Origin of the sequence: Micromonospora echinaurantiaca (genome assembly GCF_900090235.1) — a bacterium.
Lineage (GTDB): Bacteria > Actinomycetota > Actinomycetes > Mycobacteriales > Micromonosporaceae > Micromonospora > Micromonospora echinaurantiaca.
The window spans coordinates 152974-174386 of record NZ_LT607750.1 but is presented as its reverse complement, the minus strand read 5'-3'; the positions used below and the strand labels follow the sequence as shown (position 1 = coordinate 174386).

Sequence of the window (21413 nt, the reverse complement as noted above, 5' to 3'; positions counted from 1 at the left end):
GTCCGGGCACCGGCTGCTGCCTACGATCGACGGATGACCGATACGGCGAGGACGGCCCGCGCCGGCGTCCCCGAGCGTCCGACCCTGGACGGGCTCGAGGAGACCTGGGCGCGCCGCTGGCAGGAGGAGGGCACGTACGCGTTCGACCGCTCGAAGCAGCGCTCGGACGTGTACGCGATCGACACCCCGCCGCCGACCGTATCGGGCGAGCTGCACATGGGGCACGTCTTCTCGTACACGCACACCGACCTGGTGGCCCGCTTCCAGCGGATGCGCGGTCGGGCGGTCTTCTATCCGATGGGCTGGGACGACAACGGCCTGCCCACCGAACGGCGGGTGCAGAACGTCTACGGGGTGCGCTGCGATCCCGCCCTGCCGTACGACCCGGGCTGGCGGCCGCCGGCCACCCCGGTCAGCGACGCCGCCCGCCGCGACCCGACGCCGATCTCGCGGCAGAACTTCATCGAGCTGTGCGAGCGGCTGACGGTCGCCGACGAGCAGGTCTTCGAGGCGCTGTGGCGCCGGCTCGGCCTGTCGGTGGACTGGTCGCTGACGTACACCACGATCGGCCGGGCGGCCCGGGCCACCTCGCAGCGGGCGTTCCTGCGCAACCTGGCCCGGGGCGAGGCCTACCAGGCGGAGGCGCCGACCCTCTGGGACGTCGGTTTCGCCACCGCGGTCGCCCAGGCGGAGCTGGAGGACCGGGAGCGTCCCGGCGCGTACCACCGGCTGCGGTTCGCTGGCCGGGGCGGGCGCGAGGTGCTGATCGACACCACCCGCCCGGAGCTGCTGCCGGCCTGCGTGGCGCTGGTCTGCCACCCCGACGACGAGCGCTACGCCGACCTGGTCGGCGGCACCGTGCGCAGCCCGCTCTTCGCGGTCGAGGTGCCGGTGCGCGCGCATCCGCTGGCCGACCCGGCGAAGGGCACCGGCATCGCGATGGTCTGCACCTTCGGCGACCTGACGGACGTGACCTGGTGGCGCGAGCTCCAACTGGACACCCGGGTGGTGATCGGGCGGGACGGCCGGCTGCTGCCGGAACCGCCGGCCGGCGTGCCGGCGCAGCCGTACGCGGCGCTGGCGGGGCAGACCGTCAACGGCGCCCGGCGGACCATCGTCGAGCTGCTGGCCGACGCGGGTGACCTGGTCGGCGAGCCGCGACCGATCACCCACCCGGTGAAGTTCTACGAGCGCGGCGACCGGCCACTGGAGATCGTCTCGACCCGGCAGTGGTACCTGCGCAACGGCGGCCGGGACACCGCGCTGCGCGACGCGCTGCTGGCCCGGGGGCGGGACCTGCGCTGGGTGCCGGAGCACATGCGGCACCGCTACGAGCACTGGGTCAGCGGCCTGACCGGCGACTGGCTGGTCAGCCGGCAGCGCTTCTTCGGCGTGCCGGTGCCGGTGTGGTACCGGCTCGACGACGCTGGCGAGCCGGACTTCACCCACCCTCTCACGCCGGCGGAGTCCGCGTTGCCGGTCGACCCGTCCAGCGACGCCCCGCCCGGGTACGAGGAGTCCCAGCGCGGGCGGCCGGGCGGCTTCGTCGGCGACCCGGACGTGCTGGACACCTGGGCCACCTCGTCGCTGACCCCGCAGATCGTCGGCGGCTGGGAGACCGACCCGGACCTGTTCGCCCGGGTCTTCCCGATGGACCTGCGCCCGCAGGGGCAGGAGATCATCCGCACCTGGCTCTTCTCCACCGTGGTGCGGGCCCACTCCGAGCACGGGGTGCTGCCCTGGCGGGACGCGGTGCTCTCCGGCTGGATCCTCGACCCGGACCGGAAGAAGATGTCGAAGTCCAAGGGGAACGTGGTCACCCCGATGGCGCTGCTGGAGCAGCACGGCTCCGACGCGGTCCGGTACTGGGCGGCGAACGGCAAGCCTGGCATGGACCTCGCCTTCGATCCGGCGCAGATCAAGGTTGGCCGGCGGCTCGCCACCAAGCTGCTCAACGCGTCCCGGTTCGCCCTCGGGCTGGGCGCCGCCGACGCGTTGCGCGCGCCGGCGACCGAGCCGCTGGACCGCGCCATGCTCGCCGAACTCTCCGGCCTGGTCGCCACCGCGACGTCCGCGCTCGAGGCGTACGACCACACGGCGGCGTTGCTGGCCACCGAGGCGTTCTTCTGGCGGTTCTGCGACGACTACATCGAACTGGTCAAGGAGCGCGCCTACGGCTCCGGCCCGGGAGCCGAGTCGGCGCGGGCCGGGCTGGCCAACGCGCTGTCGGTGCAGTTGCGGCTCTTCGCCCCGGTGCTGCCGTTCGTGACCGAGGAGGTCTGGTCCTGGTGGCGGTACGGCTCGGTGCACCGGGCGCCGTGGCCGACCACCTACGAGGTGGGCCGGGCGATCCAGGGCGAGGGCGATCCGGAGCTGCTGCGGCTGGCCGGTGACGCGCTCAGCCAGGTGCGGCGGGCCAAGTCGGAGCGAAAGCTGTCGATGAAGGCGGAGGTGCCGTTGGCCGAGGCGCTCGGCCCGGCCGCGCTGCTGGAGAAGCTGACCCTGGTCGCCGACGACCTGCGGGCCGCCGGTCGGATCAGCAAACTGGACCTGCTTCCCGACCGTACGCCCGAACTCGTCATCGCCTGCGCGTTCTGACCGCGACCCCGCCGCGCCCGCCAGCGCGGCGGGGTTCCGGCCGTCCCGGGCGCCGGGGGCGGCCTCAGGCGGACGACCTCCCGGAGTAGCCGAAGCCGAGGAGGCCGGCGAGCTCGCGCAGACACTCCTCGTAGACGGGCTCCAGGTCGGTGTAGGCGAAGTCCAGTTGGTGCAGGACCTCCATGCACAGCAGCCCGTACAGCCGGATCCAGCAGGTCAGGAAGAGGTGCGCGGCTTCCGGCGGCAGCTGCCCGTCGATGGCGGCGGAGTAGGCGGTCAGCTGCTCGCGCAGGGACGGGGGCAGGTCGGCCAGGTCGGGCACGGGGAACGGCCGGGTCCGCCACAGCTCGACGATGAGGTCAAGCAGAACCTGCTCGAACCGCTGGGCGGCCTGGTGCCGCGGGGAGCCCGGCCGGCGGTTCGGCGCGGCGATCGGGCTGGCGAAGATCCAGCCGAACTCGGCCGGATGGGCGACGGCCCAGGCGCGCATGGCTCGGCACACCGCCAGGATGCGCTCGCCGACCGGCGCGTCGGAGTGGGCGTCCCGGGCCTGTTCCATCGCGGCGGCCATCTCGCGGAAGAAGCCCGCCGTCACCGCGCCGACCAGCTCGTCGTGGCCGGCGTAGTAGTGGTAGAGGGCCGGGCCGCTCATGCCCACCTCGCGGGCGACCCCGTTGATCGTCACCGCGGCCGATCCCTGCTCGACCAGCAGCTTCCGGGCCGCCGCGTGGATCTCCGCCACGGTGGCCTGACGCAGTCTCGCTCGCCTGCCGGTTGGTGCGGACATCGTCACCCCTCTTGTCGCCCGGTTCCGCCGTTGACAGCTTAGGGTACGTATGTTTTCTTAGAACCTCTAAATAGTCTAGAGACTCTAAGGAGAAGTCGATGGAACCTCGCTGGTGGCTCCTTTCCGGCGCACTGCTGCTCCTCACCGCCGTGTGGTGGCGGATGTCCAGGTCCGCTCACCTCCGGCGCGGCCTGCCCGGCCCGGCCGGCCGACCCGAGGACTCCTGACATGGCCCGCACGCGCAACCCCCTGGTCAGCGTCTTCGGCAAGTACGCCAAGGAGGCGACGGTCACCGACACCGAGCAGGTCACCCCCACCATGCGGCGGCTGCGGCTGGTGGCCGACGAGCCCGTCGCCTTCCCCTACACCCCCGGCCAGCACATCCGGATCCAGCTGATGGACCCGCTGTCGGTGTCGGGCATCCTGCGCCCGGCCGAGACGCTGCGCACGTACACCATCTGGGAGCTCGACCCCGACAAGCGGGCCATCGAACTGCGCATCCACCTGTACGCGGGCGACGGCATCGGGCTGCGGTGGGCACGCGCGGCCCGGGTCGGTGACCGGGTGACCTTCTGGTGGCCGCAGGGCGACCTCTTCACCCGCCCCGCGCCCTACCACGTGTTCATCGGGGAGGAGACCGCCAGCGCCGCCTTCGGGCCGATGATCCGGGCGCTGGACGCCTCGGCCGAGGTCCACGGGGTGCTGGAGAGCGAGGCCCCCGAGCACGACCTGCCCATGCCCGGAACCCGGCCACTGCGCCGCGTCCATCGCCGCGGGCGGCCGGCCACGTCCTCCCCGGTACTGCTCGCGGCCGTGGCCGACCTCGATCTACCGGGCGAGGCCGGGGCCGCGTACGTGGCCGGCGAGGCCAGGACCTGTCAGCTGGTACGCGACTTCCTGGTCCGCGAGCGCCACTGGCCGCGTACCGCCATCAAGGTCAAACCGTTCTGGGCCCCGGGCAAGCGGGGCCTGCACTGAACCGGCGGCGACCACGACACGAGGAGAATCATGACCCTCCCCCGGATCCTGATCATCGTGGTCGGACTGGTGACCACGGTCAGCGCGGTCCTCGCTGACCTGGTCATCCCCGACCTGGCGGCACAGCACGTCCACAATCCCCACTGGCCACCACACGCCAAGTTCCACGACGCCCAGTACCTGGTGATGACCGTCCTGCTCGGTCTCACCGGTCTGGTGCTCACGACCCGGCGGGGTGTGGACCCGCGCCCCCAGCTGCGCTGCGCCACCGTGGTGCTGGCCACCCCCTGGCTCGGCATGATCGGCGCGCTGCTGTTCCCGGGTACGGCCGCCTACGACCCGGAGTTCGCCGATCGGACCGTCTTCGTCCTCGGCCTGCACGGGCAGATCTTCCTGGCCATCGTCATGTTGGCTCTGCTCGCCGCGGCGGCGGGGACTGCCGGCGGACCCGGCCGTCGCGCGGTCACCAGCCGCGCAGGAAGCGCAGGCCGAGCAGGAAGGAGATCACGGCCGGGCCGACCAGCAGGGTGATGGCCTGGAGCCGGTACGGCATCCGGTGCCGGGTCAGCTCGACCGCGTTGCCGAGCACGATCACCCCGGCCAGCATGAGGTACGCGCCCCACCAGCCGGTGTCGCCGAAGTCCACCAGACCGGCCCGGATCAGCTGGAAGGTGCCGCCGAGCAGGGCGCCGGCCAGGGCCAGCAGGGCGGCGGCCCGGTGCAGCCCGCGGGCCAGCGGATGCGCCGGCCGCCACAGGTAGGTGCCGGCGACCGCCAGGCAGGGCAGGATGATCATGACCGGCCAGCCGCGGCCCATCACGCCGAACATCAGCAATGCGCCGACGGCGAAGACCAGCGTGCCGAGGCAGGCGACCACGTACCCGGCGAACGCCCGCCCGCCGCCGCGGGCCAGCAGCGGGCCGCCGGTGGCCGCGATCAGCGCGCCCGGGATCAGCACGAACCCGGCCCACCAGTGGAAGTGACCGCTGCCCTGCGCCGCCGTCGTGGTCACCGCGGCGGCCAGCCCGGCCGCCGCGAGGCTCACCAGCCAGTGCCGCGCGGCCGGGTACGGCTGGCGCGGCAGGACGCGTCCCGCTTCTGCACTCACCCGTCCAGCCTCGCCGACCGGCCCGGCCCGGTCCATCCGGCCAGCCCTACCATCCGCCCACCGGCAGCCCGGACGCCCCTGGCGCCAGCCGTCCCACCGCGGCGGCGGGCCGGCGCCGGTGAGGACGCCCAGCCCGGAACCGGCCGGCCGTCCGGGCCGATACGGCGCGAGGGTGATACCGCTGAGTCATCGTGCTGACTCAGCGGTATCACCCTCGTGGAACCATGTCGCCCTCGTCGAGCACGTCCACCGGGAGCGGGGCACCGGTGAGCGGATCCAGCGCCGCGAGCGCCCGGCGCGCCGCCACGGGAGATGTGTCCGGCGCGCGCCGGCCGCGTGCCGGCCAGCGTCGCTCAGCTGGTCTCGCCGGCCACGCTGAACGAGCGCAGCCGGTCGATCGCCAGCACGGTGAAGCCGACGCTGATCAGCGTGGTCATCACCGCCGCCACCGGCACGGAGACGTCGGCCTCCAGCATGCCGGTCGGGGCGAGCCGGTCGGCGAGGGCGATCACGTACTGCTGGATGGAGAGCACCTTGGTGCCGCTGACGAAGTTGCCCAGCAGCCCCTCCCAGATCAGCACGTAGACCAGGCCGAGCAGGACCGGTCGCCGGGTGACCAGGCTGAGCGCCACGAACAGCGCCGAGTAGGCCAGCGCCCCGGCCGACGCGGCGGCGGCCAGCGCCAGTCCGAGGCGTACCGAATCGGCCAGCACGCCCGCGACGTAGAGCGGCACCGCTACGGTGACCGCGCTGACGCCGGTGGCCACCGCGAGCTTCGGCAGCACGATCTGCCAGCGCGGCAGCGGCTTGGTCAGGATGTGCACCACGGTGCCGTCGTCGATCTCGGCGCCCAGCACGCCGGTGCCGACGATCAGGGCCACCACCGGCAGCACCACGGCCAGGCCGAGGCCGACCAGCACCGCCGGCCCCCACTCGCCCGGGTCGACCCCGAGCGCGCGGGAGAGCACGGCGAGCAGCACCAGCACCGCCGGGAGCGGCAGCAGCAGGAGGAACCGGCGCCGGCCGAACAGTCCCCGCGCGGTGATCCAGGAAACGGTCGACATGTCAGGCCTCCACCAGGTAGGAGAAGACGCTCTCCAGGGACTCGTCCTCGGGCACCAGTTGCCGGACCCGGATGCCGTGCGCCAGCGCGATCCGCGGCAGCGCCCGGGTGAACGCGCCGTAGTCGCCGGCCCGCACGGTCAGGCCGGTGCGGTCCAGCTCGACGCCGGTCACCGACGCCTCGGCCATCAGCGCGACCGCCAGCGCCCGGTCGTCGGTGGAGCGCACCGCGAACACGTGCGGCCGGTTGGTCATCAGCCGACGGATGGTACGGAAGTCGCCGGAGGCGGCCAGCCGGCCGGCGACCATCACCTGGACCGTGCCGGAGACCTGCTCGACCTCCTCCAGGATGTGCGAGCTGAACAGGATCGTCCGGCCCGCGTCGCCGAGGCGGTGCAGCAGCTCCATCATGTGCAGCCGCTGGCGCGGGTCCATCCCGTTGAACGGCTCGTCGAGCAGCAGCACCTGCGGGTCGTGCACGAGGGCCGCCGCCACCCGGGCGCGCTGCCGCATGCCCTTGGAGTACGTGCCGATCCGGCGGTCCTGCGCGCTCTCCATCTCGACCAGCGCGATCGCCCGTCGGGCCGCCTCCGCCGGGTCCGGCAGCCGGTGCAGCTTCGCGCTGGCCAGCACGAACTCGTGGGCGGTGAGGAAGGTGTGTACCGCCTCCCGCTCGCTGACCAGGCCGAGTCGGCGGTAGACGTCGGGGTTGCGCCAGGTGGGTCGGCCGTCCAGGGTGACCGCGCCGCGCGACGGGGCGAGGAAGCCGGCCATCATGTGCAGCAGGGTGGTCTTGCCCGCGCCGTTCGGGCCGAGCAGCCCGGTGACACCCGGGCCGAGGCTCATGCTGACGTCGTTGACCGCCACCACGTTGCCGTACCAGCGGGAGACGCCGGCCAGCTCCAGGGTGCTCACGGTCGGGGCGGGCGGCTCACCGGCCGCCGTGGGCCGGGTGTCGGCACTCGTCGTGCTCATCGGGCGGCCACCTTCCGGTACCGGGCAAGCAGCAGGGTGACGCAGACGGCCACCAGCAGTACGGCGGCGACCGCGTAGACCGGGCCGAAGTCGCCGATCAGGCTGCTGAACGGGGCCGCGTCCTCGGTGACCAACAGGTCGCCGAGAGACCAGACCCCGACCCCCTGCACCAGGGTGGACGGCGAGGCGATGAAGGCCAGCTCGTTGACCGTCTGAGAGGGCAGGATGGAGAGGATGCCGACGATCGGCGTGGTCATCAGGAAGACCGCCACGATCCCGCCGGCGGCGAACGCCCGCTTGCCGGTGAGCGAGGCGATCAGCAGGCCGATCGAGGCGAAGACCACCGCCCAGAGCCCGGCGTAGAGCAGCCCCGGCAGCAGGTCGAGCAGCTCGTTCCAGACGCCCCGCATCCCCTCCTTGGTGGTGAAGGCGGCGCCCAGGAACATCACCAGTTGCGGCGCGCCGAGCAGCAGCCAGAGCGCGGTCGCCATCGCCAGCAGCTTGGCCAGCGGGTAGTCCGACCGGGGCAGCGGCCGGGAGAAGTAGAGCGGCAGCACCCCGCTGCGCAGGTCCCGGGAGACCAGCTCGGGTGCGACCACCGCGACGAAGAAGATGACCAGCCAGCTCATGTTGTCGGCGAACTGGGCGTATGTCATCACCACCTCGCCGATCTGGCTGCGGACCGCTGTCGCGCCGGCGGCCACCACGGTGACGATGCCGACCACCAGCCAGGGGAAGATCTTGGCTTTGGCGCTGCGACCCAGACCGAAGGCGGTACGCAGGCCGTGCAGGTAGAGGGCGCCGAAGACCTGGCGGCGCCCCAGCCGGGGGCCGGTGTAGCGCTGGTATCCGATGTCGTGGATGACGCCGGTGGGCTCAGACATGGCTGGGCTCCCTCGTGGCGAAGAGCTCGGCCACCCGGTGCCGGCGCTGGTCCAGCCGGTGCAGCGGCAGGTCCAGCTCGGCGACCGCGCCGAGGATGAGGTCGTAGGTGGCGTCGTCGGCGAGTTCGACGAGCAGCAGTCGGCCGTCCCGGCGCACCGGCAGCCGCAGCGCGCCGAGCCGGGCGGCCAACTCCTCGGTGCCCTCGCTGACCTCGACGGCGAGCACGTCGGTGGCCGAGGTCATCGCGTCGATACGGTCGGCGCGCAGCAGCCGCCCGCCGTCGATGGCGATCAGGGTGTCGCAGATCCGCTCCACCTCGCCGAGCAGGTGCGAGCAGACCAGGACGGAGATGCCGAACTCGGTGCCGATCCGGTGCACCAGGGCCAGCATGGCGTCCCGGCCGGCCGGGTCGAGGCCGTTGGTGGGCTCGTCGAGCAGCAGCAGGTCGGGGTCGTGCACCAGCGCCTGGGCGAGCTTCACCCGCTGCTTCATGCCGGTGGAGTAGCCGCCCACCGGGCGGTAGCGCTCCTCGTAGAGCCCGACGTGCCGCAGCGCCTCGGAGGCCCGCTCGCGGGCCACCGTACGCGGCAGCCCGCTGATCCGGCCGAGATGGGTGACCAGCTCGGCGGCGGTGAGGTCGGGCGGCAGGGCGTCGTGCTCGGGCATGTAGCCGACCCGCGCGCGGACGCCCGCGGATTCGGTGGTGGGGTCGAGGCCCAGCACCCGCACCCGACCGCTGGTCGGGGCGAGCAGGCCGAGCAGGATCTTGATCAGCGTCGACTTGCCGGCGCCGTTCGCGCCGACCAGGCCGATGATCCCGGGCTCGACCGCGACGGTCAGGTCGGCCAGCGCGGTGACCCCACCCCCGTACGTCTTGGTCAGCGACTCGGTCGCGATGAGTGTCACGCCGCCCAGCGTAGGCATTCCGCGGCCGTCGCGGGCCTGGTGGACCCCTGGCGCGCCCCTGATTCTGCGGCCGGGGTCCCCTAGGGTCCCGACGGCCTGCCCCCACAGCGGGCGGCATCGCGACCAGAATGGTGCCGTTCGTCGACGACTGTCCGGACGCCATCCCGAGCGGTACCGAACCCACCGGAGGACAGATGACCCTCGACACCAGGGCGCCCCGGGTCAGTGTCGTGGTTCCGGTACACGACAGTGGGGCGCACATCGAGAAGCTGGTCGCCTCGCTGCTGCGTCAGTCGCTGCCGGCCGACGAGTTCGAGGTGATCTTCGTCGACGACGGCTCGACCGACGGCACGCCGGCCCGGCTGGACGAGTTGGCCGCCGCGCACCCGCACCTGCATGTGCTGCACATCCCCAACTCCGGCTGGCCGTCGCGACCGCGCAACCTGGGCATCGAGCGCGCCCGGGGCGAGTACGTCTTCTTCGCCGACGACGACGACTGGTTCGGCGACGAGGCGCTCGAACGCCTGCACGACTGCGCGACGACGCACGCCGCCGACGTGGTGGTCGGCAAGATGGCCGGGCACGGCCGGCGGGTGCCCCGCGAGCTGTTCCGCCGCAACCGCTTCGACGCCACGCTCGCCAACTCCCCGCTGATCGACAGCCTGACCTGCCACAAGCTGTTCCGGCGGTCCTTCCTCGACGAACACCGGCTGCGCTTCTCCGAGGGGCCGCACCTGCGGCTGGAGGACCACCGGATGGTCATCCGGGCCTACCTGCTCTCCAAGCGGACCTGCGTCCTGGCCGACTACACCTGCTACCACCACCGGCGGCGAAAGGACGCCGGCAACGTCACGGCCCGCAAGTTCTTCGACCCGGCCAGCTACTTCGCCGGTCTGCGCGAGGCGCTCGACATCGTCGACGCGCACATCGCACCGGGTGAGGTGCGGGACCGCCTGCACCGACGGTGGCTGCGTCACGAGATGCTCCACCGGCTGCGCCGGCGGCGGCTGCTGGAGGCCCCGCCGGAGTGGGCCGACCAGGTCGCCCACGAGGTACGGCAGATCATCCGGGAACGCTTCGCACCCGGCGTCGCCGCCGGACTGCCGCCGCTGCAGCGGGTGGCCGCCCACCTCGCCGAGCAGGGGCGGGTGGACGACCTGCGCCGGCTCGCCGAGTGGGAGACGGGCATCGCGGCCACCGGCGCCGTGGACCGCCGTGAGCTGAGCGGCTCGACCCTGACCGTCGCCGTCTCCGCCCACCTGGAGTCCGGGGGCCGGCCGGTGACCTTCGCCGCCGACAGTGGCCGGGAGGTGCTGGTGCTGCCGGTGACCGACGTCGACCCGGCGCTGAGCGACTCGACCGGCACGCTCGACAAGAGCCGGCTCGACCTGATCGCCCGGCGCCGGGAGACCAACGAGGAGGTCTTCCTGCCGGTCACCTTCCACACCGAGAAGGTGACCGGCACCACGGACGACGGCACCCTGCACCTCGTCCACCACGCCACCGCCACGGTCGACCTCGACCGGCTCAACTCCGGCCGGACGAGAGGCACCTGGTTCCTGAAGGCCCGGATCACCAGTGCCGGGTGGACCGCTGACACTCCGCTGGCGCTCGTCCTGCACTTCTCCGCCGACGGCGCCCGACCGGTGGTACGCGACCGGGTGGGGCTGTGGCGGCGGGCACGCTGGGCGGTCAGCCGCCGCCTCCCCCGGTGACCACCTCGTCGTCGCGCAGGCTCTCGGTGCGCTGCTGGATCAGCGTGCGCAACTGGCCGGCGTCCCGGTCCACGGCCGCGGCGTCCACCCCGGCCACCGTCTTCAGCACCGTGCTGATCGCGTCCAGCGCTCCGGTGGCCCGGCCGCTGCCGTAGACCTCCTGGAACAGCTCCCGGTACGCGTCCTCATAGACCTGCGTGAAGGCGGCGCTGGCCAGGAACCGCTCCTTCAGCCGGTGGCCGCCCATCGCGCCACCCCGCCGCCCGCCCTCCGGAGCGGCACCGGCGCCCGGGGCGTCCGCCACGTCGGCCCCTGGGGCGGCTGCGGCGGCGTCCGGAGCGGTGCCGGCGTCCGGGTTGTCCGGCGTGTCGGGGGCCGGGCCGGTTCCCTGGGTACGGCCGGCGCCGCGCATGCCCAGCCCGCCGGTGTCGTGCGGGCCCTGGGTGGCGCTGCCGCTGAACGTCAGGTTGTGGTCCCAGCTGAGCACGCTGAACTTCTTCGTGCCGAGGTCGTACCAGAGGTAGTAGTTCCGCCCCGGGCCGGCCATGTCGTCGAAGTTGAGCAGCAGGTTCTGCAGCGCGACGTAGCGGGCGAAGGACCCCACGTCCACCTTCTCGGCGAGCCCGGCGGCGAACTCCTCGTCGCTCGCCGAGTGCACCCAGCGGATCAGGTTGATCACCGGTTGCAGGTCCTGGCTGCCGCGCATGGTGATCTGCTTGAAGTCGTCCTGGTAGTCGGTCGGGTCGTCACCCTGGTCGGTGAAGCTGCCGCCGGCCAGCGCCTTGTAGAGCACCCCGTCGCCGTCCAGCCGCTCGGCGAAGTGCTCGTCCGGGTGCTCGACCAGCAGCCGGGCCGTGGTCGGCCGGTCGTTGACGGTGAACGACGAGTACGCGTACCGCTGGGTGGTCTCGCCGACGCCGTCCAGCAGGGACAGCGACAGGGCCTCGTTCAGCACGGTCGAGCCACCGCCCATCCCGCCGACCCGGACCGCCACCTCCCGGTGCCCCTGGTAGCGGCGCCCCTCGACGAACTCGTCGAAGCTGATCAACCAGGGCAGCGTCTCCGGTTCCTCGGCCTTCAGGCCGACCCGACCCATCCCGCCGCCGGGTCCGGCCGCGCCCGGACCGGTACCGCCCGGGGCCGTCCCGCCCGGCGCCGTCCCGCCCGGCGCCGTCCCGCCCGGGGCCGTCCCGCCGGGAGCTGCCCCGCCCGGGGCCGTCCCGCCCGGCGCCGCGCCGCCCGGCGCCGCGCCGCCCGGGCGAACCCGCTGCGGGCGGTCGCCCGGCTGCTGGTCGCCCTGCCGCTGGTCGGCGCCGGTGGGCGGCCGGCCGCCGGCCGGCCCACCCGCCTCGCCCTCCTGGCGCGGCCGGGTCTGCCCGTTCCAGGTCAACGCGCCCAGGGTCGAGTTGCCCTTGAGCCGGACACCGACGCTGGGGATCGAGGTGCCGTCGACGACCAGGTCCGCCTCGACGTACTCCTTCTCCCCCTCCGTCCAGTACGTCTCCAGCATCCGCTGGTAGTCCGCGTCCCGGAAGGTGAGGCTGATCGAGTGGGCCGCCCCGGCGTCGAAGAGGTCCCGGGTGCCGGCGATGTCGACCGTCACCGTCTCCGCCCCGGCGGTGCCGGCGCTGGCCACGTACGGGCGGATCCGCTCGGTGCCGAGCACCAGGGTGAGCACGGCGAGGAAGGCCACACAGGTGGTCAGCAGCCGCCAGTTCTGCCGGACCCGGACCGGGATCCGGCGCCGGAGCCGACGCGGCAGCGCCGGGCGGGGAAGCCGCGGCATCACAGGTCCGTCTGGTCGTAGCCGGTCAGCACGGTGACCCGCTGGCCCGAGGTCCGCTCGCTGAGCGCCGAGACCAGGTCACCCGGCTCGCTGCCCTTCTTCAGCCGGACCGTGTACATCAGCTCGGTGAGCGCGCCGGCCCGGATCGACTCCAGGCTCACCAGCTCGAACTCGGTGGTGTACCGGACCAGCACGTCCTGGATGTCCGCCGTGCGGTCACCGCCGGCGGGCACCTGCACCTTCACCACCTGCCGCTGCACCTGGAGGGCGAACCAGTTGAACCGGTACATCACCACGACGACCAGGCTGATCGCGAAGGCGGCGACCACGGCCAGGGTGTAGAAGCGGGTGCCGCAGGCCATGCCGACACCCATCACCAGGAAGATGAAACCGACGTCGCGGGTCTCCTTGATCGCGTTGCGGAAGCGGACCACCGACAGCGCCCCGACCAGGGCGAAGGCCCGCGCGATGTTGGAACCCACCACCAGCATGATCAGCGAGATCAGCATGCCGAGGACGATCAGCGTCTGGACGTACGACTGGCTGTACGACACGTTGCGGTGGGTGGCCCGGTAGACCAGGCCGATCATGGTGCTCAGCAGGAACGACAGCGACAGCGCGAGGGCGATGTCGCCGACGCTGAAGGTGCCGGACAGATCCTGGAACGTGATGTCCATGAAGTTCAGGCCTCGCTTCCCGGGGCGGCCGCCGTCAGGTCGGCGGCCGGATCGTGGTCGTGGACGTGGAAGATCGAGCGCGGCGCCCGGCCGAACGCCTCGACGCTCTGGCAGTACTTGGAGACCCGCACCACCTGCAGTTCGGCGCGGGCAGCGAGGTCGGTGAGCCAGTACGGGACCCGCTCGTTGGCCTTGACCTCGACGATCGACCGGGAGGCCGGGACGATCAGCCGGTTCTCGGCGTCCGCGCCGAGGTGGAAGTCCCGGTCCCGGCCGCGTACCCGGTGGTCCAGGGTGACCCGCAGGCCGAGGTCGGCGTCCTGGCCGACGAACGCCTCGCGCTGGTAGCCGGTCATCGCGACCGGCCGCAGGTCCAGGCCGGAGACGAGGCCGAGCACCTCGGACACGAAACCCCGCTGGGCCGGGTCGTGCTCGATCAGCACCCGCTCGTCGCAGAGCCGGCGGGCGGTCCGGTACGGCAGCGCGATCCGGCGCTTCTGGGTGACCCGGTTGACCCGCTGCTTGATCTCGACGTAGACGGTGCTGTCGTCGTCCACCGTGGACCGGTCGCCGTAGTGCCGGATCCGCAGCTTGCGGCGGAACCGCAGCCCTTCGATCTTCTCCCAGTAGAACCGCAGCCCGGCGGTGTCGTAGTAGACGCTCCACACGCCGTACCCGCCGTCGGCGCCGTGACTGTCCGGCGCCAGGCGGACGGCGAGCTGCTCCCGCAACGCCGGCACCCGGGCCGTGTCGACCAGGTACTTGATCTCGTACCGGTTGAAGGCGTGCAGCTTGCTCGGTGCGCGCAGCGCGTGACCGGCTTGGTCCCCGTCCCGGCGAGGGCTCGCCGGACGTCCGGTCGCCGGGGCGGCGGCCTCGGCGGCCCGGTCGGGTGGACGGGCGGGACGGGCGGGACGGGTGAACCGTAGACGCATAGACCTTCCTCCGGTCGTCACTCGGTGCGGACCGGTGGAAGGGAAACCGACCAGGATGCGAAGGCCATGTGAACGACCTGTGGACGAGCTATGGACGCTTGAGCGGCCCGCGGCCCGCGACCCGGGGCGCGGCGCGGCGGGATCGGTAAGGGTCCCGTAACCGGTCGACCCGGTGACCGCCCGCCGGCCGGCGACGAGACTGGACGCCATGCGAAGCCACCTGTTCCGTACGCCCCTGACCTGGCTGGTGCTCGCCACGGTCGGCGCGGGCGCCGCCCTCGGCCTCTGGTGGTTCCAGCCGTGGAAGCTGGTCACCGACGCCGAGGTCGACGAGGAACTGTCGGTGGTGGCCACCGCCGTGCCGAGCGGGCCGGTGACCCCCGCCGACGCCCCAACCGCCCCGCCCGCCGGCCCGACGGTGGTCCGCAGCGGCACGTTCGTCACCCACGAGCACGACACCTCCGGCACCGCCCGGATCGTCCGGGGCGTGGACGGCCGGCACCGGCTGGAACTCGTCGGGCTGGACACGTCGAACGGGCCGGACCTGCGGGTCTGGCTCACCGACCAGCCGGTGCGCACCGGCACCGCGGGTTGGCGGGTCTTCGACGACGGCCGCTGGGTCGAGTTGGGCCGGCTCAAGGGCAACCGGGGTGACCAGGGCTACGAGATACCGGCCGGGGTCGACCTGGCCGGGTTGACCAGCGTCTCCATCTGGTGCAAGCGGTTCGCCGTCTCGTTCGGCGCCGCGCCGCTGAACCCCGCCGGCTGACGCCCGCCCGGCACCGGCCTCCGTTCTCCGCACCCCACCCGACCCGGGTCGCCGCACCCCACCCGCCGGTCGCGTCGCCGACCCGGCGCGAGTGGAGTGGCGCTCTCGACCGATTCACGGTCGACTGAGAAACTGTGTGCCGGTCAGCGGGTTGGGGGTCTGATGAGCAACGGATGGGTGCTGCCGGACGAGGTGCTGCGGGACGCGCCGGCGTACACACCGCGGCCCGGCGAGCTGGCCGATCTGGAACTGCTGCTGATCGGGGCGTACGCTCCGCTCACCGGCTTCATGACCCGCGCCGACCTGGTCTCGGTCAGCCGCCGCGGCCGGCTCGCCGACGACACCCCGTGGCAGGTCGCGGTGACCCTCCAGGTGCCCGCGGCGCTGGCCCAGGGGCTCGATCCGCGCGACCCGGCGCGCCGGGTGCTGGTGCTCACCGACGGCGAGGGCGCCCCGGTGGCCGCGCTGGACGTGGCCGACGCGTGGCAGGTGCGCGAGGGGGTGGCCGGTGTCGGCGGTACGGTGCGCCGGCTCGGCGACGGCGGCCGCGGTCCGTTCCAGCGGCTGCGCCGCACCCCGGAGGAGGTCCGCGCGCTGCTGCCCCCGGGCCGGGTGCTCGGGGTGGTGGCCGACCGGCCGCTGCACCGGCCGCAGCTGGCCCAGATCGCGCACGCCGCCCGCACCCTGGCCGCGCACCTGCTGGTGATGATCCCGGTCGGCGAGGACGGCACCGGCGGGCTGCCGCCGGAGGCGCTGGTGCGCAGCATCTTCGCCGCCCGCGACCGGATGCCGCCGGCCACGCTGGTGGCGGTGCCGCTGTCCCGCCGCCGGGACGAGATCAGCGACGCGCTGCTGCGGGCCCGGGTCTCCGCCGCGTACGGGGTGACCCACCTGCTCTCCACCGGCGAGATGCTCTCCGGAGCGGGGCTGCGGGTGCTGGTGCCGCGGGAGCTGGCCTACGACAACCGGGACGGGCAGTGGCGCTGGCGGGAGGACATCCCGCCGCGCAACCGGCGGCTCGCGCTCACCCAGGCCGAGATCGACGACCTGCTGGACCGCGGCTTCCCGCTGCCGGAGTGGCACACCCCGCCAGCGGTCGCCAAGGAGCTGGCCCGGGCCCGGCCGCCCCGGCGGCACCGGGGCCTGGTGGTCTTCCTGACCGGCCTCTCCGGTTCCGGCAAGTCGACCATCGCCCGTGGGCTGGCCGACGCGCTGCGCGAGCAGGGCGACCGAACGGTCAGCCTGCTCGACGGCGACGTGGTGCGCCGGGAACTCTCCGCCGGCCTGGGCTTCAGCAAGACCGACCGGGACCTCAACGTCCGCCGGATCGGCTGGGTCGCCGCCGAGATCGCCCGGCATCGGGGGGTCGGCATCTGCTGCCCGATCGCCCCGTACGCCCAGGCGCGGGCGACCGCCCGGGAGATGGCGCTGGCGGCCGGGGCGGGCTTCCTGCTGGTGCACGTCGCCACCCCGCTGGAGGTCTGCGAGCAGCGCGACCGCAAGGGCCTGTACGCGCGGGCCCGGGCCGGCCTGCTCACCGGGATGACCGGCGTCGACGACCCGTACGAGGAGCCGACCGACGCCGACCTGGTCATCGACACCACGGAGCTGACCGTTGACGAGGCGGTGCAGGCGGTGCTGCACCACCTGACCGAGACGGGCTGGGTCGAGCCCCGCCTGCAGTCCACCTGATCACCTGCGCGGGGTTCCTTCCCGCCGTCGAGCCGTACGCGCTAGTGTTCATTCTTGTTGGAACACGTTCGACCGCGTGAGACTGCGCGGCTGGTGCGGGAGGTGCGGCGCGATGCTCGCCCAGCAGCGGCAGGCGGCCATCCTCGACCGGGTGCGGAGCACCGGCGGGGTCCGGGTCACCGAGCTGGCCGCCGAGTTCGGCGTCTCGGACATGACCATCCGGCGCGACCTGGAGGCGCTGCACGACCGCGGCCTGCTGGCCAAGGTGCACGGCGGGGCCACCGCGGCCGGCCCCGGCTCCACCGACGAACCCGGCTTCCGGGCCAAGTCGGTGCGGCAGCTGCCGGAGAAGGCGGCCATCGCCGGCCGGGCCGCCGAACTGGTCCGGCCCGGCGCGGCGATCGCCCTCTCCGCCGGCACCACCACCGCCGAGCTGGCCCGCCGGCTGGTCGACGTGCCCGGCCTGACCGTGGTGACCAACTCGCTGCCGGTGGCCGAGATCCTGCACGCCGGCGGCCGCTCCGACCAGACGGTGGTGCTCACCGGCGGGGTGCGTACGCCCTCGGACGCCCTGGTCGGGCCGCTGGCCGTGACCGCGATCCGGTCGCTGCACCTGGACCTGCTCTTCCTCGGGGTGCACGGGATCAGCGAGCGGGCCGGCTTCACCACCCCCAACCTGATGGAGGCCGAGACCGACCGGGCCCTGGTGGCGGCGGCGGACCGGCTGGTGGTGCTGGCCGACCACACCAAGTGGGGCACGGTCGGCATCTCCTCCATCGTCGAGCTCTCCGCCGCCCACGTGCTGGTCAGCGACGACCGGTTGCCGGCCGACGCCCGCCGGGTACTCGGCGAGCGGGTGGGTGAGCTGGTGATGGTTTCCGGGACGGGCGGGGCACGGACGACCACCCCGACGAGTGGAGAGGTGGCGGAGTGAAGCGCACCGCGATCAGGCTGGCCGACGGCCGCGAGCTGATCTACTTCGACGAGCGGGACGACGCGGTCCGCGACCAGCCGGACCGCCGGGAGCTGCCCCCGCTCCCGGCCGCCTCGCAGCTGCGCCACGACCCGCTCACCGACGAGTGGGTGGCGGTCGCCGTGCACCGGCAGACCCGCACGTTCCTGCCCCCGGCGAACGAGTGCCCGCTGGACCCGTCCGTCGGTGAGCGGCTCACCGAGATCCCGGCGCCGGACTACGACGTGGTGGTCTTCGAGAACCGCTTCCCGTCGCTGAGCGGCCGGGTGGCCGACGAGCCCGGCGAGATCACCCCGTTCACCCCGGTCCGGCCGGGGCTGGGGCGCTGCGAGGTGGTCTGCTTCACGGCCGACCACGACGCCTCCTTCGCCAGCCTGCCGCCGAGCCGGGTCCGCACCGTGTTGGACGCGCTCGCCGACCGGACCACGGCGCTGGGCGAGCTGCCCGGGGTCGAGCAGGTGTTCTGCTTCGAGAACCGGGGCGTGGAGATCGGCGTCACCCTGCACCACCCGCACGGCCAGATCTACGCGTATCCCTTCGTGACGCCGCGTACCCGGTCGCTGCTGGCGGCCGCCCGCCGGCACGCCGAGCGCACCGGCGGCGGCAACCTCTACGCGGACGTGCTCGCCGCGGAGCGGGCCGCCGGCGAACGGGTGGTCGCGACCAACGAGCACTGGACGGCGTACGTCCCGGCGGCCGCCCGCTGGCCGTTCGAGGTGCACGTGGCCCCGCACCGGCCGGTGCCGGACATCCCGGCGCTGGACGATGCGGAGCGGGACGCGTTCGGCCCGCTCTATCTGGACCTGCTGCGCCGCTTCGACGGGCTGTTCGACCTGCCGATGCCCTACATCGCCGCCTGGCACCAGGCCCCGGTCCGGGTCGACCGCGAGCTGGGCCACCTGCACCTGCAGCTGTTCAGCATCCGGCGGGCGAAGGACAAGCTGAAGTACCTGGCCGGCTCGGAGTCGGGGATGGGTGTCTTCATCAACGACATCGCCCCGGAGCGGGCCGCCGAACTGCTCCGCGCCGCCTGACGGGCCCTCGCCACCTGACGGGCCTGGCGGCCAGCGGAGGGTCCGGACAGGGCGCGGGGGGCCCGGGACAGGGCCCCCCGCAGGGAAGGGACGGCTGGCTGTGCACGACAGCCGGGAAGGCTGGCTGATCGGCACTCTGCCGCGAGGCGACCGCGTCAACCCTCCTGGACGCGACTGGCATCTCGTCCACCCAGGTCAACGAGGCGCGCCGAGGATGGTGACGCTACGTGCGTGTCGCCCCCGCGACACGCCGGAAGCCCGCCGGCGGGTGCCGGCGGGCTTCCGGGTGGTGCTGGTCGACGACTCAGGCGGCGAGGCGGCGCGCCAGGTTCTCGTCGAGCGCGCCCATGAACTCGTCGGTGGTCAGCCACGGAGCGTCGCGCGAGATGAGCAGCGCGAGGTCCTTGGTCATCTGGCCGCCCTCGACGGTGTCGATGATGACCTGCTCCAGGGTGTTGGCGAACTCGGTGACCGCCGGGGTGTTGTCCAGCTTGCCCCGGTGGGCGAGGCCCCGGGTCCAGGCGTAGATCGACGCGATCGGGTTGGTCGAGGTCTTCTCGCCCTTCTGGTACTGCCGGTAGTGCCGGGTGACAGTGCCGTGCGCGGCCTCGGCCTCGACCGTACGGCCGTCCGGGGTCATCAGCACCGAGGTCATCAGGCCCAGCGACCCGAAGCCCTGCGCGACGGTGTCGGACTGCACGTCACCGTCGTAGTTCTTGCAGGCCCAGACGAAGCCGCCCTCCCACTTGAGCGCGGCGGCGACCATGTCGTCGATCAGCCGGTGCTCGTAGCTGATGCCGGCGGCCTCGAACTCGGCCTTGAACTCGTTCTCGAACACCTCGGCGAAGATGTCCTTGAACCGGCCGTCGTACGCCTTGAGGATGGTGTTCTTGGTCGACAGGTAGACCGGGTAGCCCCGGTCCAGGCCGTACCGCATCGAGGCGCGGGCGAAGTCGCGGATCGACTCGTCGAAGTTGTACATGCCCATGGCGACGCCGCCGCCGGGGAAGTTGGCGACCTCCATCTCCATCGGGGCGGAGCCGTCGGCCGGGGTGTAGGTGATGGTCACCGTACCCGGGCCGGGGACGACGAAGTCGGTGGCCTTGTACTGGTCGCCGTGGGCGTGCCGGCCGATGATGATCGGCTTGGTCCAGCCGGGGACCAGCCGCGGCACGTTGGACATGATGATCGGCTCGCGGAACACGACGCCGCCGAGGATGTTGCGGATGGTGCCGTTCGGCGACCGCCACATCTTCTTGAGGCCGAACTCCTCCACCCGGGCCTCGTCCGGGGTGATCGTCGCGCACTTGACGCCCACGCCGTGCTCCTTGATGGCGTTGGCGGCGTCGACGGTGACCTGGTCGTCGGTCTCGTCGCGGTGCTGGATCGACAGGTCGTAGTAGTGCAGGTCGACGTCGAGGTAGGGCAGGATCAGCTGCTCCCGGATCTGCTTCCAGATGATCCGGGTCATCTCGTCGCCGTCGAGCTCCACGACCGGGTTGTTTACCTTGATCTTCGCCATCGGCCGGCGCTCCTCTCGGGGGACACGTGCTCAAGCAGTACGAGCGTACTGGAACCGGCTGGCGTTCCCCACTCGGCCTCCGTCGGCGCGCTGACCTGCCCGGATGCGGGCGCGGGAAAACGGGGATGCCCGACCAGCGGGATCGGTGGCACCATCGCCCGATGCCGCCGAACCGCACCCTCGGGTCTATCACGGTCACCGCGCTCACCGACGGCGAGGGGCCGTTCTTCCAGCCCCGCGAGGAGGCGTTCCCGCACGCCACGGCGGAGCAGTGGCGCGCCGCCGACCAACTGGACCCGGGCTCGGTCACCGCCGACGGGCGGTGGTGGCTCCGCTTCCGCAGCTTCGCCCTGCGGGTCGGGGACGGGCCGGTCACCCTGGTCGACGCGGGCATCGGCCCGGCCGGCTCCGCCGCGGCCAGTTGGGCGCCGGTGCCCGGCCGGCTCCCCGCCGAGCTGGCCGCCGCCGGCATCGAACCGGCCGACGTCCGCACCGTGGTGCTCACCCACCTGCACAGCGACCACATCGGCTGGGCGGTCACCGGTTCGCCGGGCACGCCGTACTTCCCGAACGCCGACTACCTCGTCCAGCGGGCCGAGCTGGACGCGATCGGGTCGATCACCCCGGGCCTGCCGGCCGGCCTGGTCGCGCCGTTGCGCGCCGCCGGCCAGCTCCGGGCGGTCGACGGCGAGGCCACCATCGCGCCGGGCGTACGGCTGCTGCCGACGCCCGGGCACACCCCCGGACACCAGTGCGTGCTGCTCGACGGCGGGGACGAGCGCCTGCTGCTCACCGGCGACCTGCTGGTGCACGCCGTCCAACTGGTCGATCCGACCCTGGCGTACGCCCACGAGATGGACCCGGCGGCCGCCCGCACCTCCCGCACCACCCTCCTGACCACCCTCACCCCCACCCTCGCCTCCCACCCCCCACCACCCTGGCCACCCCCCACCTGACCCCACCCTTCCTCACCCTGGAGGCGCGTTGATCATGAAGTTGTTGCCGCGACCC

At 73.0% G+C, this 21413-nt stretch carries 20 protein-coding genes; 10 read left to right on the top strand and 10 right to left on the bottom strand.

Translation table 11 applies throughout. From position 1 onward, the window contains the following. Positions 1-33: 33 nt before the first annotated feature. On the top strand, positions 34-2598 hold the full coding sequence (gene valS / locus GA0070609_RS00810) for a valine--tRNA ligase (protein ID WP_088992009.1): 2565 nt from the start codon (positions 34-36) through the stop codon (positions 2596-2598). Positions 2599-2662: 64 nt separating this feature from the next. Here the strand turns inward: valS and GA0070609_RS00805 are convergent, their stop codons facing one another. Beyond that, complete coding sequence (locus GA0070609_RS00805) at positions 2663-3385, bottom strand: TetR/AcrR family transcriptional regulator (RefSeq protein ID WP_088997402.1); 723 nt, start codon at positions 3383-3385, stop codon at positions 2663-2665. A gap of 98 nt (positions 3386-3483) precedes the next feature. Between GA0070609_RS00805 and GA0070609_RS34740 the strand changes: the two genes are divergently transcribed. The 3 genes from GA0070609_RS34740 to GA0070609_RS00795 are packed head-to-tail and all read left to right on the top strand — an operon-like array spanning position 3484 to position 4894. Then, positions 3484-3612: a hypothetical protein gene (locus GA0070609_RS34740; protein ID WP_269459266.1), complete on the top strand. Its 129-nt coding sequence runs from the start codon at positions 3484-3486 to the stop codon at positions 3610-3612. Between the two features lies 1 nt (position 3613). Continuing rightward, complete coding sequence (locus GA0070609_RS00800; protein WP_088992008.1) at positions 3614-4363, top strand: siderophore-interacting protein; 750 nt, start codon at positions 3614-3616, stop codon at positions 4361-4363. Positions 4364-4393: 30 nt separating this feature from the next. After that, positions 4394-4894, top strand: a complete 501-nt coding sequence (locus tag GA0070609_RS00795; RefSeq protein ID WP_197700204.1) for a DUF6640 family protein — start codon at positions 4394-4396, stop codon at positions 4892-4894. Here the strand turns inward: GA0070609_RS00795 and GA0070609_RS00790 are convergent. From GA0070609_RS00790 to GA0070609_RS00770, 5 genes are all read right to left on the bottom strand, one after another. Further along, positions 4827-5471, bottom strand: a complete 645-nt coding sequence (locus tag GA0070609_RS00790) for a hypothetical protein (RefSeq protein ID WP_088997401.1) — start codon at positions 5469-5471, stop codon at positions 4827-4829. The genes GA0070609_RS00795 and GA0070609_RS00790 overlap by 68 nt on opposite strands. Before the next feature lie 353 nt (positions 5472-5824). Then, the gene (locus GA0070609_RS00785; protein ID WP_088992007.1) at positions 5825-6535 is read right to left on the bottom strand and encodes an ABC transporter permease; all 711 of its coding nucleotides are present in this window, start codon (positions 6533-6535) and stop codon (positions 5825-5827) included. Between the two features lies 1 nt (position 6536). Continuing rightward, complete coding sequence (locus tag GA0070609_RS00780; protein ID WP_088992006.1) at positions 6537-7508, bottom strand: ABC transporter ATP-binding protein; 972 nt, start codon at positions 7506-7508, stop codon at positions 6537-6539. Next, the gene (locus GA0070609_RS00775; protein WP_088992005.1) at positions 7505-8392 is read right to left on the bottom strand and encodes an ABC transporter permease; all 888 of its coding nucleotides are present in this window, start codon (positions 8390-8392) and stop codon (positions 7505-7507) included. The genes GA0070609_RS00780 and GA0070609_RS00775 overlap by 4 nt, the downstream gene beginning before the upstream one ends. Beyond that, a complete protein-coding gene (locus GA0070609_RS00770) occupies positions 8385-9299 on the bottom strand; it encodes an ABC transporter ATP-binding protein (RefSeq protein WP_088992004.1) in 915 nt (304 codons plus the stop codon). Before GA0070609_RS00770 ends, GA0070609_RS00775 begins: the two co-directional genes overlap by 8 nt. A 194-nt stretch (positions 9300-9493) precedes the next feature. Here GA0070609_RS00770 and GA0070609_RS00765 point away from each other — a divergent pair, with 194 nt between their 5' ends. Continuing rightward, on the top strand, positions 9494-11014 hold the full coding sequence (locus GA0070609_RS00765) for a glycosyltransferase family 2 protein (RefSeq protein ID WP_088997400.1): 1521 nt from the start codon (positions 9494-9496) through the stop codon (positions 11012-11014). Here GA0070609_RS00765 and GA0070609_RS00760 read toward each other — a convergent pair. The 3 genes from GA0070609_RS00760 to GA0070609_RS00750 are packed head-to-tail and all read right to left on the bottom strand — an operon-like array spanning position 10992 to position 14412. Then, entirely contained in the window at positions 10992-12800 is a 1809-nt protein-coding gene (locus GA0070609_RS00760) for a CotH kinase family protein (protein WP_088992003.1), read from the bottom strand. The genes GA0070609_RS00765 and GA0070609_RS00760 overlap by 23 nt on opposite strands. Then, positions 12800-13477, bottom strand: coding sequence for a DUF4956 domain-containing protein (locus tag GA0070609_RS00755; RefSeq protein ID WP_088992002.1), 678 nt, complete (start codon positions 13475-13477; stop codon positions 12800-12802). Before GA0070609_RS00755 ends, GA0070609_RS00760 begins: the two co-directional genes overlap by 1 nt. Before the next feature lie 5 nt (positions 13478-13482). After that, on the bottom strand, positions 13483-14412 hold the full coding sequence (locus GA0070609_RS00750) for a polyphosphate polymerase domain-containing protein (protein WP_088992001.1): 930 nt from the start codon (positions 14410-14412) through the stop codon (positions 13483-13485). A 208-nt stretch (positions 14413-14620) separates the two neighbouring features. Between GA0070609_RS00750 and GA0070609_RS00745 the strand changes: the two genes are divergently transcribed. The 4 genes from GA0070609_RS00745 (at position 14621) to galT (ending at position 18880) form a co-directional block, all read left to right on the top strand. Continuing rightward, positions 14621-15181, top strand: a complete 561-nt coding sequence (locus GA0070609_RS00745) for a DM13 domain-containing protein (protein ID WP_088992000.1) — start codon at positions 14621-14623, stop codon at positions 15179-15181. 162 nt (positions 15182-15343) lie between these two features. Then, positions 15344-16873: an adenylyl-sulfate kinase gene (gene cysC / locus GA0070609_RS00740; protein WP_088991999.1), complete on the top strand. Its 1530-nt coding sequence runs from the start codon at positions 15344-15346 to the stop codon at positions 16871-16873. Positions 16874-16985: 112 nt separating this feature from the next. Beyond that, the gene (locus GA0070609_RS00735; protein WP_088991998.1) at positions 16986-17807 is read left to right on the top strand and encodes a DeoR/GlpR family DNA-binding transcription regulator; all 822 of its coding nucleotides are present in this window, start codon (positions 16986-16988) and stop codon (positions 17805-17807) included. After that, positions 17804-18880, top strand: coding sequence for a galactose-1-phosphate uridylyltransferase (gene galT, locus GA0070609_RS00730; RefSeq protein ID WP_088991997.1), 1077 nt, complete (start codon positions 17804-17806; stop codon positions 18878-18880). Before GA0070609_RS00735 ends, galT begins: the two co-directional genes overlap by 4 nt. A gap of 304 nt (positions 18881-19184) precedes the next feature. On the opposite strand, the gene GA0070609_RS00725 is transcribed toward galT, so the two are convergent. Further along, complete coding sequence (locus GA0070609_RS00725) at positions 19185-20402, bottom strand: NADP-dependent isocitrate dehydrogenase (protein ID WP_088991996.1); 1218 nt, start codon at positions 20400-20402, stop codon at positions 19185-19187. Between the two features lie 161 nt (positions 20403-20563). Between GA0070609_RS00725 and GA0070609_RS00720 the strand changes: the two genes are divergently transcribed. Next, on the top strand, positions 20564-21358 hold the full coding sequence (locus GA0070609_RS00720) for an MBL fold metallo-hydrolase (protein ID WP_231928482.1): 795 nt from the start codon (positions 20564-20566) through the stop codon (positions 21356-21358). Positions 21359-21413 lie beyond the last annotated feature (55 nt).